The 14,593-nt window shown below is 26.6% G+C and carries 23 protein-coding genes; all 23 read right to left on the reverse strand.

Annotated features, from left to right (window positions below; all coding sequences use genetic code 11):
- Positions 1 to 25: 25 nt before the first annotated feature.
- The 23 genes from nusB to DY168_RS07400 all read right to left on the reverse strand — a co-directional run bounded on the left by nusB (position 26) and on the right by DY168_RS07400 (position 14,541).
- Complete coding sequence (nusB, locus tag DY168_RS07290) at positions 26 to 430, reverse strand: transcription antitermination factor NusB (RefSeq protein ID WP_115641164.1); 405 nt, start codon at positions 428 to 430, stop codon at positions 26 to 28.
- Between the two features lie 258 nt (positions 431 to 688).
- Positions 689 to 1,078: an Asp23/Gls24 family envelope stress response protein gene (locus DY168_RS07295; protein ID WP_115641165.1), complete on the reverse strand. Its 390-nt coding sequence runs from the start codon at positions 1,076 to 1,078 to the stop codon at positions 689 to 691.
- An 80-nt stretch (positions 1,079 to 1,158) separates the two neighbouring features.
- Positions 1,159 to 1,677: a SpoIIIAH-like family protein gene (locus DY168_RS07300; protein WP_115641166.1), complete on the reverse strand. Its 519-nt coding sequence runs from the start codon at positions 1,675 to 1,677 to the stop codon at positions 1,159 to 1,161.
- Between the two features lie 37 nt (positions 1,678 to 1,714).
- A complete protein-coding gene (gene spoIIIAG, locus DY168_RS07305; protein WP_242984081.1) occupies positions 1,715 to 2,299 on the reverse strand; it encodes a stage III sporulation protein AG in 585 nt (194 codons plus the stop codon).
- A 93-nt stretch (positions 2,300 to 2,392) separates the two neighbouring features.
- Positions 2,393 to 2,959, reverse strand: coding sequence for a stage III sporulation protein AF (gene spoIIIAF, locus DY168_RS07310; protein WP_115641167.1), 567 nt, complete (start codon positions 2,957 to 2,959; stop codon positions 2,393 to 2,395).
- Between the two features lie 10 nt (positions 2,960 to 2,969).
- The gene (spoIIIAE, locus tag DY168_RS07315; protein WP_115641168.1) at positions 2,970 to 4,172 is read right to left on the reverse strand and encodes a stage III sporulation protein AE; all 1,203 of its coding nucleotides are present in this window, start codon (positions 4,170 to 4,172) and stop codon (positions 2,970 to 2,972) included.
- 8 nt (positions 4,173 to 4,180) lie between these two features.
- A complete protein-coding gene (spoIIIAD, locus tag DY168_RS07320; protein ID WP_115641169.1) occupies positions 4,181 to 4,564 on the reverse strand; it encodes a stage III sporulation protein AD in 384 nt (127 codons plus the stop codon).
- Between the two features lie 8 nt (positions 4,565 to 4,572).
- Positions 4,573 to 4,770, reverse strand: a complete 198-nt coding sequence (gene spoIIIAC / locus DY168_RS07325; RefSeq protein WP_104409089.1) for a stage III sporulation protein AC — start codon at positions 4,768 to 4,770, stop codon at positions 4,573 to 4,575.
- Positions 4,771 to 4,783: 13 nt separating this feature from the next.
- Positions 4,784 to 5,302 carry a stage III sporulation protein SpoIIIAB gene (gene spoIIIAB, locus DY168_RS07330; protein ID WP_172556296.1) on the reverse strand — a complete coding sequence of 173 codons (519 nt, stop codon included), beginning with the start codon at positions 5,300 to 5,302 and terminating at the stop codon, positions 4,784 to 4,786.
- Entirely contained in the window at positions 5,295 to 6,224 is a 930-nt protein-coding gene (spoIIIAA, locus tag DY168_RS07335) for a stage III sporulation protein AA (RefSeq protein ID WP_115641171.1), read from the reverse strand. The genes spoIIIAB and spoIIIAA overlap by 8 nt, the downstream gene beginning before the upstream one ends.
- A gap of 169 nt (positions 6,225 to 6,393) precedes the next feature.
- Positions 6,394 to 6,798: a hypothetical protein gene (locus DY168_RS07340; protein WP_115641172.1), complete on the reverse strand. Its 405-nt coding sequence runs from the start codon at positions 6,796 to 6,798 to the stop codon at positions 6,394 to 6,396.
- A 43-nt stretch (positions 6,799 to 6,841) separates the two neighbouring features.
- The gene (gene efp, locus DY168_RS07345; protein ID WP_115641173.1) at positions 6,842 to 7,399 is read right to left on the reverse strand and encodes an elongation factor P; all 558 of its coding nucleotides are present in this window, start codon (positions 7,397 to 7,399) and stop codon (positions 6,842 to 6,844) included.
- A 48-nt stretch (positions 7,400 to 7,447) separates the two neighbouring features.
- Positions 7,448 to 7,903: a type II 3-dehydroquinate dehydratase gene (gene aroQ / locus DY168_RS07350; RefSeq protein WP_115641174.1), complete on the reverse strand. Its 456-nt coding sequence runs from the start codon at positions 7,901 to 7,903 to the stop codon at positions 7,448 to 7,450.
- Between the two features lie 123 nt (positions 7,904 to 8,026).
- Complete coding sequence (locus tag DY168_RS07355; protein ID WP_115641175.1) at positions 8,027 to 8,548, reverse strand: shikimate kinase; 522 nt, start codon at positions 8,546 to 8,548, stop codon at positions 8,027 to 8,029.
- Between the two features lie 24 nt (positions 8,549 to 8,572).
- Positions 8,573 to 8,953, reverse strand: coding sequence for a hypothetical protein (locus DY168_RS07360; protein WP_115641176.1), 381 nt, complete (start codon positions 8,951 to 8,953; stop codon positions 8,573 to 8,575).
- Positions 8,954 to 8,957: 4 nt separating this feature from the next.
- Positions 8,958 to 9,419 (reverse strand): hypothetical protein, encoded by a 462-nt coding sequence (locus DY168_RS07365; RefSeq protein WP_115641177.1) that lies wholly within the window; start codon positions 9,417 to 9,419, stop codon positions 8,958 to 8,960.
- Positions 9,409 to 10,116, reverse strand: a complete 708-nt coding sequence (locus DY168_RS07370) for a hypothetical protein (protein ID WP_115641178.1) — start codon at positions 10,114 to 10,116, stop codon at positions 9,409 to 9,411. Before DY168_RS07370 ends, DY168_RS07365 begins: the two co-directional genes overlap by 11 nt.
- On the reverse strand, positions 10,113 to 10,571 hold the full coding sequence (locus DY168_RS07375; RefSeq protein WP_115641179.1) for a hypothetical protein: 459 nt from the start codon (positions 10,569 to 10,571) through the stop codon (positions 10,113 to 10,115). Before DY168_RS07375 ends, DY168_RS07370 begins: the two co-directional genes overlap by 4 nt.
- On the reverse strand, positions 10,547 to 11,008 hold the full coding sequence (locus tag DY168_RS07380) for a hypothetical protein (RefSeq protein WP_115641180.1): 462 nt from the start codon (positions 11,006 to 11,008) through the stop codon (positions 10,547 to 10,549). Before DY168_RS07380 ends, DY168_RS07375 begins: the two co-directional genes overlap by 25 nt.
- 3 nt (positions 11,009 to 11,011) lie before the next feature.
- Positions 11,012 to 11,446: a hypothetical protein gene (locus tag DY168_RS07385; protein ID WP_115641181.1), complete on the reverse strand. Its 435-nt coding sequence runs from the start codon at positions 11,444 to 11,446 to the stop codon at positions 11,012 to 11,014.
- Positions 11,430 to 11,888 carry a type II secretion system protein gene (locus tag DY168_RS07390; protein WP_115641182.1) on the reverse strand — a complete coding sequence of 153 codons (459 nt, stop codon included), beginning with the start codon at positions 11,886 to 11,888 and terminating at the stop codon, positions 11,430 to 11,432. Before DY168_RS07390 ends, DY168_RS07385 begins: the two co-directional genes overlap by 17 nt.
- Before the next feature lie 12 nt (positions 11,889 to 11,900).
- On the reverse strand, positions 11,901 to 13,070 hold the full coding sequence (locus DY168_RS07395; RefSeq protein ID WP_115641183.1) for a type II secretion system F family protein: 1,170 nt from the start codon (positions 13,068 to 13,070) through the stop codon (positions 11,901 to 11,903).
- A complete protein-coding gene (locus DY168_RS07400; protein ID WP_115641184.1) occupies positions 13,063 to 14,541 on the reverse strand; it encodes a GspE/PulE family protein in 1,479 nt (492 codons plus the stop codon). The genes DY168_RS07395 and DY168_RS07400 overlap by 8 nt, the downstream gene beginning before the upstream one ends.
- Positions 14,542 to 14,593: the final 52 nt, after the last annotated feature.

A 14,593-nucleotide genomic window follows, 5' to 3' on the forward strand; every position in this document is an offset into this window, starting at 1 on the left:
ATCTTCTCTCCCCTTACTAATTTATTTATTTGTTTTTGTTTATATTATCAAGTATACCATTTATAAATGATATTGACTTTTCATCAGAATATTTTCTAGTAAGTTCTAAAGCTTCATTAATTGCAACTTTATAAGGTACATCTTCTAATAAAAGTATTTCATAACACCCTATTCTTAAGATTGCATGATCTATTCTTGATATTCTTTGAATTTTCCAGTTCACCATGTACTTCTCAATTTCCGTATCTAATTTCTCTTTATTTGAATCTATACCTTTTAATATTAATTTTATATAATCAAGGTCTAATTCACTTATATCATAGTCAGTATTTTCAATAAAGTTTTCCATGGTTTCCTCTGAGCTTTCTTTATTTATCATCATTTGAAATGTTAGCTCTAATGCTGTTTCTCTTGATCTCTTTCTGTTCATTATATCCTCCTAAATTTAATAATAGAATTTATCCAAAGTTAAGTATTAATTATTATTAATCATTAAATATTATATATCAAAATTGATATCTATACAATTACATATAAATTATAAAAAAAACTCTTGAACTTTCAAGAGCTTTTTTATGCCTATTTATACTTTGTTATACTTCTTTAAACACAAAAAAATTAATATTTTAAATTATTATTAATAATAAATAAATAAAACACCTTATTTAATAAATAAGGTGTTTTATTTCTACTCTGTAAAATCTTCAGTAGCTACTTCTTTTGGCAATATTATATTTTGAATATATACGTTAACTGATGATACAGTAAGACCTGTCATAGTTTCAACAGCTTTTTTTACGTTTTGTTGTACTTCACCTGCTACATCTTGTATTTTAACACCGTAATCTACATTCAAAATTATATCAATAGAAGCACTATCTTCTTCTACGTTGACTTTTACGCCTTTTGAATTATTTTTCTTTCCTGTAAAAAGTTCAGTAATGCCACCTGTTACTGTATGACTCATATCAGTAGTTCCCTTTATTTCTGTAGCTGCAATACCTGCAATTATACTAACCACTTCATCTGATATTTTTACTATACCAAGGTTCACATCATCTCTTTTTATATCGTCCATATAAATTAACCTCCTACTTTTGCATAGCAATCTATTAATCTTAGGTATATTATATCAAACAATAATATGTTTTACAATTACTATTGTTTAGTATCTATCTCTACATTCTTTATTTTAGATACACTCATAACCACTTCTTGTATTTGTTTTCTTTGTTTTTCTGTTAATTCCTCTTTAGTCTTAACTATTATTCTTGCCTTGTCACCTTCTATTAAACATAGCACATCTTCAAAACCTTTACCCTTAAGTGCAATTTCTATTCTGTTTTCATTGTCTTGATTTAATGCAAGGTCTGTATGTTTCTTAGAAATACTATCTTTTTCCTCTTTAGATATATCTTTTTCAGACATAAGTGTCTTTAGGGTTTGTACTGTTTCTGAAGTTCGTTGGTCTCTAATGGTTCTTGATTCATAAAAATAATCTGACTCTGCTACTTCTTTTTCTTTCTTTTCTTTGCCTAGACTCAATGTGTTTTTACCTTTGTCTAAGTTACCAATTGCCAATTCGTCAACATTTCCATTAACCTTAGCACCCAATACTCCTGCACAAACTATTAATGCCAATAGAGCTAATATTATACCTGCTTGTTTTTTATTCATTTATATTCCCCCTATCCTTTTTCTATTGAATTATATGCTATTTTTTCATTGAATATACATTTACTTTATTTTCAGGAATGTTATAAAAGTTGGACACTGCTTTAGTTATGTCATATTGTATCTTTTTTTCCTCTGCACCTTCTGCAACTATTATTATTCCACTAACCTTTGGCTTATATGTTTTGATTATAAGAGGCTCATTGTCATTACCTTTACTACTCATAACAACTTTCGTACCATCATTATTTTGTTCTATATCTCTACTACCTCCAACGGTATCCTTTTCTTTTGTATTGCTTGTAGAATTATTTTTATCTAAAGCTGGAACATGCTCCTCTCCACTTTCAAAGTACATCATCACATCAACCCCACCAACACCGTCTATTTTGCTTAATATATATTTCAGTTGACTTTTTTGTTCATCTTCATAAGATGAAATTTTTTCGCTTATATTTATATTTTTATCTTCCTTTTGTTTTGTACTAGTTTTAGTTGATGTACTTTTAAATAAATCGGAGACTATCACTATAAATAAACCTATAAGCAATATTATTAAAATGTTAAACATAGTATTCTTTCTTCCCTTTTTGCTTAGTCTCTCCACTATCTTTTTTAGGTCCACATTTTATCCCCTCCGTCTTAAAATTTTCCTATAGTATTTTTGCCCTATAAAAATGCATGTACGCTTGTAATTTTGCGTAATACCATTCTTTATTTATCTTATTATTTTAATGTTTTTTTCCTCTATGTTTAGAATGGAGCTTAAGTAACTTTTGATTTCCTTATCTTTAGCTGTATCTAAAGAGGATTTAGACTTTTCATCTTTCGTACCAAGTTCTACCTTTTTAACTTTGTTTACATTTTTATCGTAAACTTTTACTTCTAGACCTTTAATAGAAAACTTTTCTTCATTATTTTCTAAAAATACTCCAACTTCAAATTTATCTTCTGGGTATTTGGTTAGTAAGCTTTCTATTATTTTATTTTGTAAATTCTTTTTGAAATTTTCCATGGTAGCGTCCATATTTTTATTCTTATATTCTTTTTTATTTTTTTCAAAATCCACTAAATAATTTTCGCTTTTTTCTATGTTCCATGTTAAACTTTCTTTATTTCTATCTGCAACTTTAAATATGGGATTTATAACCACAGTCATTAATATTAATCCTAAAACAAACTTTGCATATTTCTTTATAGTGTTATTTGGTAAGATAAGTTCTACAGCTGTTATAAATAAAACTGTACTACATATGTTTATAATCCAGGTTTTTAGCATGTCCATATAACCACCCCTAAACTCCTATAATAGCTTTGCCACTTGATGCTATTATAGCTATCATTATAAAAAACATTACTGAAATACAAATAACACAAGACATTATAAGTATTATAGAATCACCTATAGAGCTAACGCACTCAACTATTCTTTTATCGCTTATAGGTTCTATAAATGCAGCTGTTATCTTATATAACATAGCCATTATAAATAACTTAATTATAGGAGTAATTATAATAAATACTATAATTACAAGTCCCAAAACACTTACAGCATTTTTTAATAATAAGGAATATCCAGCAACAGTTGCTACTGCATCTGATAAAGCTTTTCCAACTATAGGCACAAAATTATCAACTGCAAATTTAGCTGTTTTTGCAGTTACAGCATCTAATGTACTTGATGTGGCTCCTCTTATAGTTATTATGCCTATAAATATGGTCATAATTATACCTTGCACCCATAATACAATTTGATTTGAAAGCTTAGCTAACTTAGTTATCTTGTAATCTTCAGATAAGCTATTTACAAACTGTAGTACAAACCCCATAAGTATAAATGGGATTATAAAATCCACATAAAATCTTGGTATAACATTTATAGCAATTAATGTTATAGGATCTATAGTTGCAACCTGCGCAACCCCTCCAACACTTGTTAACAGTAACATTAAAACAGGTATAAGTGCTGCCATAAAGTCTGTTAATTCCTTTATAGTGCCCTTAGCTAAATTTACTGATATTAAAAAGCTTTTTGATAATATCATTATTAATATTGAATAGCATGCAAAGTAGGCAATGTTTGTTATATTATCATTGGTAAAAGCATCTTGAATATTTTTTAATAATGCAGTTATTAATGCAATGACTATCACCATAACTAGAAACTTTGATGAACTAACTACTTCTTTAAATGTATAACTAAGAAGCCCTTTTAACACCTCCTTATAATTAAGGTTTCCTTTTCCTGTCTTAACATAATTTGATATATAACTTTTAATATCTAAATCATTAGAAACTTCATGATCTAACTTAATATTTTTCATATATTCATATAGATTTTCTAAGCCTTTCTCATCCATAACATCAATATTTTTATCTTCTAAATCTTCTATTCCTCCCTTCCCATTAATATCAATCTTTTTAATTTGTGTTTCTGCCTTGGTTGCGGTGAAACTCATCATTATTATAAATAAAACCATTATTATTAATTTTTTCATATATACACCTACATAATCTTTAGTATGGCATCTAGAACCGCCATCAAAATTGGTATAGCCAAAAATAAAATAAGAATTTTACCTGAAAGTTCTACCTTTGAAGCTATGCTATTAGCACCTGCATCCTTGCATATTTCAGAACAAAATGATGCTACATAGGCTATTCCTAGTATTTTCATAACTGTACTTAGATAAACTGCGTCTATGTTGGCCTTTAGGGCTATAGACTGAAGGAATTGAAATATAAAATTGATTTTACTTAGCAAAAAGAAAATAATTATAACACTAGTGATTAGAGTAATAAATATTGATATATCTTCCCTTTCATCCTTAAATATAATAAGTAAAAATAATGCTACAAAGGCGAAAGAGGTTATTTTTATTATTTCCATAAAACCACCTAAAATTGAAACATGGTTTTTACAGAATCAAATAACTTACTTATAAGATTTATTACCATCAAAAGTATTATCACTACCCCTGCTATATTAGCAATAGTAGCTATATCTTCTTTTCCACTAGTTGTAAGAACCTTATCTAATATTACTAGCACTATACCGGCACTTCCTATTTTAAATAACAAACTTATGTCTAGCATGTCCTTTCCTCCTTTATATTAAGAAAATAACTGTCATTAGACCTATGGAGATACCAAGATACCTATATACTTTCATATCCTTTTTACTTTTTTCTAAAGCAATTTCAATTTGATCTTGGAGGTTTTTTAATGTAATTGAAAATATACTCATATGGGACTCAATGTCAGACTCTCCAATCCCCTTGGCTAGGTCTAAAATTATATTTCTGTCTTCTTCATTAATATTTAAGGATTTCTTATGTTTTTCTAAATTATTTTGAAAACTCTCATAGACGTCTTTAACTTTGTTTTCTTTTAAGTCAGTTGCTACATCTTTAAATAAATCTTTAAATCCATATTTTCCTTTTTTAGATATACTTAAAATCGCTTCTGGAAGTGGTGTATGTGTATAAAAAATTTCGTTTTGAAGATGATTTAATGCTCTTTCTAATTCTTTTAGTTCCAAAACCCTTTTTCTGAGGGACTCTGCATACACGAATCCCGCCAAGGAACAAGAAATAATTATCATAAGAAACCCCAAATATTTAACCATAGTTTTTTTCTCCATAAATCACTTTTTTATCTTTAAAGTCATATATATAGTCTATGGTTCCAACTCCATTTCTATTACTTAATACAACAGCTCTTCTAAAAACTTCTTCTTCTAATATATCTTTGAATACTGATCTCTTTTTCATATCTTCAATACCACTTCCATGAATAGTAGTAATAATATTAACACCTGAATTCATTGCAAGTAGGATACTTTCCATATCTTTTAAAGATCCAATTTCGTCAGAAATTATTACTTCAGGACCCATTGATCTAATTGCCATTATTATTCCATAACTTTTCATGCAATTGTCATAAACATCCGTTCTAATGCCCACATTTAACTGTGGAACGCCTTCAAAGCAAGCTGCAATTTCACTTCGCTCATCAATTATAACTACCTTTTTACCTTTTAGTCCTTTATTTATATCACCATCTGATATACTTCTTGTAATATCTCTTAATATAGTAGTTTTGCCACACTTTGGTGGTGAAATAATTATAGTGTTAAGTATCTTACCTCTTTCTATTACATAAGGTAGTATATTTAACCCACATCCCCTCACTTCTTTACATATCCTTATATTTAAAGAAGAAATAGTTCTTATTGTTTTAATTCCTTCTTTTTCTTGAACACAGTCCCCTGCTATTCCAACTCTATGACCACCCTTTATTGTTATATATCCTTGCCTTATCTCTTCTTCAAAAGCGTATAAAGAATAATTGCTTATTCTTTGAAGTATAGTTTTTATATCATTTTTAGTAACTAAGTATGGTTTTATTATTTCATCTTGATTTATTTGGATTATAAGTGGTCTGTTTGTTCTTAATCTAATTTCTTGAATGCAATTAAAATCTTTAATTTCTTCTAGTTTTAATATAATCTCTTTAGGTAAAATGTTTATAATCTCATTTGTATTCATAACATTCCTCTTTCTATTTTTTTTATTAAGGTTATTCACCTCCTTGTATACTTAATTTTTATTTATATATACTGATAATTATTACAAAAATAAAAAAAAACCTAAGATTAATCTTAGGTTTTTCTAATTTACTATTTAATTTGTTAGACTATATGTAAAAATATTTATTTTAATCTTCGCTTTTTGTTGGTTCTAAATATTTTTCTTCTAGTCTCATAGTCTTATTGCAATTCGGACATTTTATCTTAGAGTCACTTTTGAATAGTTGTTCTTCTATAAACAGTACCTCGCCACAAAACGGACAAGAACTCTCAACATAATCTTCTTCCTCATGCTCATACTCTAAAGGTCCTATAACATCTTCATAATCTTCTAATGGTGAATCCATAAAATCTAGTCTTCTTTCAATATATTCCGCATATTCAGTTAGTTCTACCATGTCTTTTTCCATGCTAGTAACCTTTTCCACTAAATCCAAAATAACTTCAAGAGCCTTATCTAATTTTCCCTCTAGTGATTTAGATGATTCTAGTTCACTTTTAATACTCTTTATATCTTTTATAATATCGCTCATAGATACACATCCCTTTCTAAAATAAAAGGTTTAATACTATGTTTTAAACTCTTTCCATGTAGTCACCATTTCTAGTGTCTATTCTGATTACGTCTCCCTCATTTACAAAAAGTGGAACGTTAATTACAGCACCAGTTTCAACTGTAGCTGGCTTTAATGTATTAGTTGCAGTATTTCCTTTTACTGATGGCTCTGTGTGAGTTATTGCTAGCTCAACAAAGTTAGGAGCCTCAACAGAGAATGCTTCATCCTTATAAAACTTTATTATAGCAAACATATTCTCTTTTAAATATTTTATAGCTGTTTCAACAATTTCTAAGTTTAATGGAATTTGCTCAAAAGTTTCTTGATCCATGAAATAATATAATTCTCCATCAGAATATAAATATTGCATTTCTTTTCTTTCAATTACAGCTTCTTGTAATTTTAAAGTTGGGTTAAAAGTTGTATCAGTAACTCCCCCTGATATTACATTTCTAAGCTTTGTTCTTACAAAAGCTGCTCCCTTACCTGGCTTAACGTGTAAAAAGTCTATTACTGTAAATACTTGTCCATCTAATTCAAAAGTATTACCTTTTCTTAAGTCTCCTGCTGATATCATTAAGTATCCCTCCAAAAATCTTTTAGATTAATTTATATTACAACCTTTTCAGGCAAATATATTGTTTTTATGTATGTCTTTATACTCGTTTAATAAAAATTCTATGGCTAAAATATAACCCTTCCATCCAAGTCCACTTATTACACCTATTGCTGCATTTGCAGTAACACTTATTTTCCTAAAGTCTTCCCTTTTATAAATATTGCTAAGGTGGACTTCTATTGAAGGTATGCTTATTCCCTTTAATGCATCTAATATAGCAATGCTGTAATGAGAATATGCTGCTGGGTTTATTACTATAGCATCATATTTTTCGTCAGCTTCTCCTATGACACTTATAATTTCCCCTTCATCATTGCTTTGAAAAAAGTAAATTTCAGCTTGATTCTTAAAATAATTAGTTATCTTTTTATTTATTTCATCTAAGCTTAAATCACCATAAATGTTCACTTCTCTCTTACCTAGCCTATTAAGATTTGGTCCATTAACAACAAATATCTTCATTTACCTCACCTATTAAACCTATTAGATTTTAAACTAATTTTCGAAAAAAATCAACCTTTAGCATGACTATTATTTGAAAATAATATATAATCCACATTAATATTTTACCCTTAAGTTTATATATTATGATAAATTCATCTCAAATAGTTTAATTTTATTTATAACCTCATTTATTATATCATATTTATTTTTACTTTCACAATCTATTATTATAGTTGCTTTTTTGTATATATGAATTCTATCTTTACATAAGACCTGTAATTCCGATTTTATATTGTCTTTAGAAATCAGTGGTCGTTTATTATCCTTTTTAATTCTTTCTACTAATTCATCAATTGGTGTATCTAAAAAGATTGTTAATCCTAATGAATTTAATTTTTCTATATTATTATTATATATTGGTAATCCTCCGCCTGTGGATATTATAATATTAGATTTATCTTCAAACTCTTTTAATATACCTTTTTCTAGGTCTCTAAAATATAATTCTCCTTTTTCTTTAAATATATTAGTAATATGATTTTTTTCCTTAGACTCTATATATTTATCAGTATCTATAAACTGCCATTCTTTTTTCTTACTAATTGCCTCTCCTATAGTAGTCTTTCCAGCACCAGGCATACCTACAAATATTAATTTGTTCATTTGACTTTCTCCTTAAATTTCCTCTTATAGTTTAATAATTAGATACCCTTTTACAAAATCATCCTCCTTAGATAGAATACTCACCTCTTCAATATTAACATATCTTTTTTCTAGTTCTAATAAATAATTTAAAAATTTATTTGTATCAGATGTAAAATTTACAAATATATTTATATTATCTTTGCTATATTCTATTTTTTCAATTTCAAAACCTAGTTCTTCATGAAAAATTAATATATTCGATATGGTATTTTCATCTATTTCATTGAACACGGGCAACGCTTCTTCATTTACTACCTCAGTATTAGAATTTCCTAGTGAGTATTTATTTAATAAATAAAATATTTCACCTAAAGATATAGTTATTAATATTATTATAATTATCTTTTTAATATTATTTTTCATACAATCACCTTAAATAAGACAGTTTAACATTGAAACTGTATTTATCTTCTAAATCTTTTACATATTCCATGCTCTTCACCTTTACATATTTATTTTTATTATAGTAATTTATAAATTTATCTATATCTTTATTATTATAAAAGGTTATTTTTGAACTTACATTGTCTTTAGTAATTAAAATACTATCAATATTAAACATATTTCCTTCAAACTCAAATAAGTTATCTAAAATATCATGTATACTTTTTGAATTTACAGTACCCTTATTAGAATCTTCGTAAACTATTTCGACTTGTTCATTAGAACTTACTACTTTATTGTAATCCATTATTAGAATACCTATTAATATCATAATAGCTAAAAGAAGGATTATATAATTATTGTAAGACATTGATTTTTCTTTTTCTTTGATATCTATATAGCTAGATGGAAGATACCTATATTGATTTTTATATTTAATTAACATAAAATAGTTCCTCAATTTTTATGTTAAAATTTTTAATTTTGTAATTCATAATGTACTTTTTATCTAAACTTAAGTTTATTAAATATATATTATTATCTATAGATAAACTTAAATGTTCTAATGACTTAGTAATAATTTTAAAAGATTCTTCACATAGCTCATTAATATCTTTTTTATCTTTTTCTTTATTAATACTACAAAAAACTATGTTGCCATACTTTAAAATTATAGAATATAGATTTTCTTTTACTAAAGCCATTACGATACCCTCTTTCACCTTGGTCTTATTTTTTATATATATTATTAAAGCTTCTTGAATTGGTATAACTTTTAATGCCTTGCAACTTGAAAAATATCTATCAATAATTTCATACTTATCTGTATTTATGCACTTAACACTTGTGACTAAAGTTTTATTACTAGATTTTATAACTTCATAATCAAAAAGGATATCGTCTTTTTTAAATAAAAGATTTACTTCTCTCTCTATATTATTTTTTAATGATCTATTGTTCATCCTAGGTAAATCTAATCTTAGATTATATATTTCTTCTCCTTCTAAAATAATATTTAGTTTTTTATTTTTAAAATATATAAAATCTATATCATCATATTGAAACTTTTCATAGCACTTTTTCTTCTTATCATAAGTATAAATTTCTCTTCCCATAATCATGTAAATATTATTTAAATTCACTTTTGATCCTCCTGTTTACACCGTATAATCTTAACTTTATTCTCATTTATCCTACATTTATAGTTTTTATTGTAGTTTATAACACTAGGCTCTTTAATATCTAGGTCCATACATTCTGTCAATCTATTGTATTTTATACTACAGTTTTCATAAGTTATACTAGGACTAACACTTTTTAAAAGTTGTGCTTCACTTATCTCCTCTTCATTATTTTCACTTATATATTTATCTAAATAACTTTGCAATTGAAAACTCAATTTTGTTAAAAGGACTTCCTTTGTTCTGTTATTTTCTCTAAAAACAGCTTTATTTATTAAACTATTAGTATCTATCCGTTTTTTTAAGATACTTAAAGTGAAGCTGCTAATTGTAAATACCATAATCATAGTAATTAATGTTCCTAAAAGTATATTACCTTTTTTAGATTTCTTTATATTTTTATAATAGGTAAGCATCTTTCTATAATTTCTCCTTCCATTAAAACTATCTTAATAAAGATTAAATCACCCTTTTGTTCTACATAAAATTCCTTTACATTTTTAATAATATTATTAGATGTTTGAACACTATTATTTATTTTAATAATAGATACCACTCTATTTTCTTTGGTTTTAGTTATTTCTTTTTCTATTGGATTATCCTTTTTAATTTCTTTTAATATTATAGAGTTATTCTTAATTTGTACTGTATACCTACCTTTATCTAACTCCCTCTCTATTATATCTACAGCCTGCTTTAAATAAATACAATTAACATAATCTTTGTTATCTTTTTGGTTATCTTTAATACACATTAATATTAATATAAAAAGAATTGATGCTATAGTCATAGATATTGCAAAAGAAATAATAAACTCTAAAATAGTAAACCCCTTTTTCTTACCTTTATTCATATATCAGTAATTTCCTTTATATAATTTTATTGTGTTACTATTGGATTCTTTTACAAAAACAATACTTATCTCTAATATCTCCTCTTTCTTAATGGTATTTATCTTAATATATGGTTTTTTAATTTGATTTTCTTCTCTCATGATTTCTAATAGACTTTTATATTTTATAACATCCATCTCAATATATTCATTCCCAATGTAGTATTCTTTATTAGATGTTAGTTCCCACTTTTCAAAACTTTGATTATAATATATTTCGTTTTTTAAAGCTTCTAAGAATAATGTTTCTTTCATAGATTTCTCCTGGTTAAATCTTTCTTTAATATAATAACTTCTGCACATAAAAAATGTATTAATGATCAAAATCAATATAGAAAATGCAATTAATGTTTCAACAAGAATGTTCCCTTTACTTTTATCATTATTTAATTTCTGCATAAAAATTACCTACCTGTATTGTAATTGAGTGTTCCTTATTTTTAGAATCTATAATCTTTATAGTTCCTGATGGCACTGCTCCGTCTTCGTTAACAAAAAACATACCATCAACATCACCATCTGTTAATTTATATTCTTTTGGTATTAGAATAAATTTAGCAACTTTATTATCCACTACAAAACTTATTTTATTTAGTTTTTTTTCTAATTGTATATATCCTTTTTTTTGATTACTTTTGCAATATTCACTAGAAAATGACACTAATGAAAATATAGAAGTCTTACAATGTTTAAGTTCAGCATTAAATATATTGTTCTTTACAAGCTTTATAGGTATAAATGTTACATAGGCAGTTATGCCTATAAGACTCAAAGTTATTAATATTTCAATTAGAGTAAATCCTTTGTTTTTTGAATAACCTTTATTAAATACTCTTTTCATATGTCACCTGCTTTAAGATATGGATGTTAGTCCATTAATCATTGGTAATACTAGGGTTATTATAAGGATTAAGATCATAGCCCCTATAATAATCAAGGAGGCTGGTTGAATGATATTTAGATTCTTTTCTATTTTCTTTTCGTAGTTAACTAACATTATTTCTTCTATATGATTTAAGCTTTCTTCTAAGTTACCACTTTCCTCTCCTACCTTTAAAATAGCTAAAGAAATGTTGTTAAATAATCCAGATCTTTTAAATGCTTTATATAAACTTCTTCCTTTTTTTATATCTGCCACTATTAAAGTTAGGTCTTTTTTGTAGTCATTCTCCTCAAACATATTTGCACATTTTTCTATACTGTTTATAATTGTATTTCCTGATGCTATAAGAATCTTTAAACTCATGATAAACTTAATATTATAGAACTCTTTAATAGTTTTAATTCTTGAAATCAAAAAATTACTTATATAACTTCTTTTATAATTAAATAATATTATTAGTACATTTAAGACAAGTACTATCACTATTAAATACCACTTATCTGAAATAAAGCTACTAATCCTTAAAGTTATCTTTGTATACAATGGCAGCTCTTGCACAGTATCTTCTAATAAATTCATAAAGTTTGGAATTACTTTAATTGTTATAAAGAAAAACATTGTAATAATAGTAATCATAAGTACTATTGGATATGATAGTGCACTTACTAATTTACTTTTTAACTTTTGTTGTTTTTTGTAATAGTCACCTAGTATCTTGAAGCTCTCTTCTAATCTTCCGCTATCTTCACCTACTTTTATCATTTGTATAAACATCCTTGGGTAGATCTTAGGATAATTTAAAAAACTTTGACTTAAACTTTTACCATCTTTTAAAGACTTGCATATTTCTAAAATACTATTTCTAACAGATACATTTTGTATACCTTCTTGTATTATGTTTAAAGAATTAAGTAAGCTAATACCAGAACCTATCATAAGGTTTAAGTTAAGGCATAAAATCTCTAAATCTTTATATGAAGATCTTTGAATGATTTGCTTTAAATTAAGAGCTTTATGGCATCTTGATATATAATATCCCTCAGTTTTTAATGATAACCACATTGCATCATCTCTTCCCTTGAATATACCCATTTTGCGTCTTCCTTTTAAGTTATAAGCAATATAATAGTACCTATCCATCTTTCATCATCCTTTGTTTAGTTATAATTGGTACAACCTGCTTATAATCTATTACACCTTGCAATAATAACTGTTTATACTGAAACAATAGGGTATCTTCTTCTTTTATATTTAATTCTTTTCTAAAATCTCTTATATCCTTGCAATTTTGTAGACTTATTTTCTTGTCTTCATCTAAATAAAGTATTTCACTAACTAAAACACGTCCTAAATAACCTGTATTCATGCAAATTTTACATCCCTTAGCTTCATAAAACCATTCGTCGTCTTTAATATTTAAATTTAGACCTTTATAACTTTTTTCTTTAGCTTTTTGTTTACAATGACAACATAACGTCCTTACAAGACTTTGTGATACTACACCCAATACTGCATCCATCATGATATATCGCTTTATTCCCATTTCAGACAACCTGTAAAGTGCTCCTATGCAATCATTGGTGTGAAGTGTAGATAAAACCTTGTGTCCTGTTATAGCCGCCCTAGATGCTATCTGTGCTGTCTCTTCATCTCTTATTTCACCAATCATTATAATATCTGGATCTTGGCGTAAAATGCTTCTAAGCCCTGAAGAAAAGTGCATTCCTCCTTTAATATCAACATTTATTTGATTAATACCTTTTATACTATATTCTACGGGGTCTTCTATAGTAGTTATATTTAAATTTTCTTTATTAAAATCATTTATCATTCCATATAAAGTAGTACTTTTACCACTGCCAGTAGGTCCTGTTACAAGTATCATTCCATACTGAGAATCTAACATAGCTCTTATACATCTTAACTGTTCCTTTTTAAATCCTAGATTATCTAATGATTTAAATGATGACTCCTTATATAAAATCCTAAGAACCAACTTTTCACCATTTATAGTTGGAATAGAAGAAACCCTTACATCATATCCCGTGTCTTCTTTAGTAAAGGATATTTTACCATCTTGTGGTATCCTCTTTTCAGCAATGTTCATATTAGATAAAAGCTTTATCCTTATAACTAAACTAGATAACACCGCCTTTGGAAGTTTTATATATTGAAACAAAATACCATCCTTCCTAAACCTTATAGTTACTTCATTTTCTTTAGGTTCAATATGAATATCACTAGCATTAGCATTTATGGCTTCATTTATTATCTCCTGTACTAACCTAGATGCAGGAGATTTCTCTTCCCAGAATATCTTCTCTCCTTTTTCCGTATTATCTTTTATTAATTCTTCAATAGAATTGTCCTTAACATTATTACCATAATAAAGAGATAGCTTTTGCAATATTATATCTTCTTTAATTTTATGTATCCTAACTTCCCTTTTATATAAAAACTTCACATAATTAATAGCAAATATATTATTTTCATCACTTATTGCTAAATCAATAATCTTGTCATCTATGTTAAGTGGCACCATAAGATTCTCATAAGCTATATTCTTAGGTATCAGATTTACTAAACTAGAGCTTAATTCAGGATTTAACATACATACTATTCCCCCTTATATATTCTAAACCTAAATACTGCATAACTTACTT

Origin of the sequence: Clostridium putrefaciens, from assembly GCF_900461105.1 — a bacterium.
GTDB classification, from domain to species: Bacteria; Bacillota; Clostridia; order Clostridiales; family Clostridiaceae; genus Clostridium_L; species Clostridium_L putrefaciens.

Coding starts and splice junctions, on each gene's coding strand:
- nusB (WP_115641164.1), bottom strand. CDS start 430: ATGAACAGAAAGAGATCAAGAGAAACAGCATTAGAGCTAACATTTCAA.
- DY168_RS07295 (WP_115641165.1), bottom strand. CDS start 1,078: ATGGACGATATAAAAAGAGATGATGTGAACCTTGGTATAGTAAAAATA.
- DY168_RS07300 (WP_115641166.1), bottom strand. CDS start 1,677: ATGAATAAAAAACAAGCAGGTATAATATTAGCTCTATTGGCATTAATA.
- spoIIIAF (WP_115641167.1), bottom strand. CDS start 2,959: ATGGACATGCTAAAAACCTGGATTATAAACATATGTAGTACAGTTTTA.
- spoIIIAE (WP_115641168.1), bottom strand. CDS start 4,172: ATGAAAAAATTAATAATAATGGTTTTATTTATAATAATGATGAGTTTC.
- spoIIIAD (WP_115641169.1), bottom strand. CDS start 4,564: ATGGAAATAATAAAAATAACCTCTTTCGCCTTTGTAGCATTATTTTTA.
- spoIIIAC (WP_104409089.1), bottom strand. CDS start 4,770: ATGCTAGACATAAGTTTGTTATTTAAAATAGGAAGTGCCGGTATAGTG.
- spoIIIAB (WP_172556296.1), bottom strand. CDS start 5,302: ATGGTTAAATATTTGGGGTTTCTTATGATAATTATTTCTTGTTCCTTG.
- spoIIIAA (WP_115641171.1), bottom strand. CDS start 6,224: ATGAATACAAATGAGATTATAAACATTTTACCTAAAGAGATTATATTA.
- DY168_RS07340 (WP_115641172.1), bottom strand. CDS start 6,798: ATGAGCGATATTATAAAAGATATAAAGAGTATTAAAAGTGAACTAGAA.
- efp (WP_115641173.1), bottom strand. CDS start 7,399: ATGATATCAGCAGGAGACTTAAGAAAAGGTAATACTTTTGAATTAGAT.
- aroQ (WP_115641174.1), bottom strand. CDS start 7,903: ATGAAGATATTTGTTGTTAATGGACCAAATCTTAATAGGCTAGGTAAG.
- DY168_RS07355 (WP_115641175.1), bottom strand. CDS start 8,548: ATGAACAAATTAATATTTGTAGGTATGCCTGGTGCTGGAAAGACTACT.
- DY168_RS07360 (WP_115641176.1), bottom strand. CDS start 8,953: ATGAAAAATAATATTAAAAAGATAATTATAATAATATTAATAACTATA.
- DY168_RS07365 (WP_115641177.1), bottom strand. CDS start 9,419: ATGTTAATTAAATATAAAAATCAATATAGGTATCTTCCATCTAGCTAT.
- DY168_RS07375 (WP_115641179.1), bottom strand. CDS start 10,571: ATGCTTACCTATTATAAAAATATAAAGAAATCTAAAAAAGGTAATATA.
- DY168_RS07380 (WP_115641180.1), bottom strand. CDS start 11,008: ATGAATAAAGGTAAGAAAAAGGGGTTTACTATTTTAGAGTTTATTATT.
- DY168_RS07385 (WP_115641181.1), bottom strand. CDS start 11,446: ATGCAGAAATTAAATAATGATAAAAGTAAAGGGAACATTCTTGTTGAA.
- DY168_RS07390 (WP_115641182.1), bottom strand. CDS start 11,888: ATGAAAAGAGTATTTAATAAAGGTTATTCAAAAAACAAAGGATTTACT.
- DY168_RS07395 (WP_115641183.1), bottom strand. CDS start 13,070: ATGGATAGGTACTATTATATTGCTTATAACTTAAAAGGAAGACGCAAA.
- DY168_RS07400 (WP_115641184.1), bottom strand. CDS start 14,541: ATGTTAAATCCTGAATTAAGCTCTAGTTTAGTAAATCTGATACCTAAG.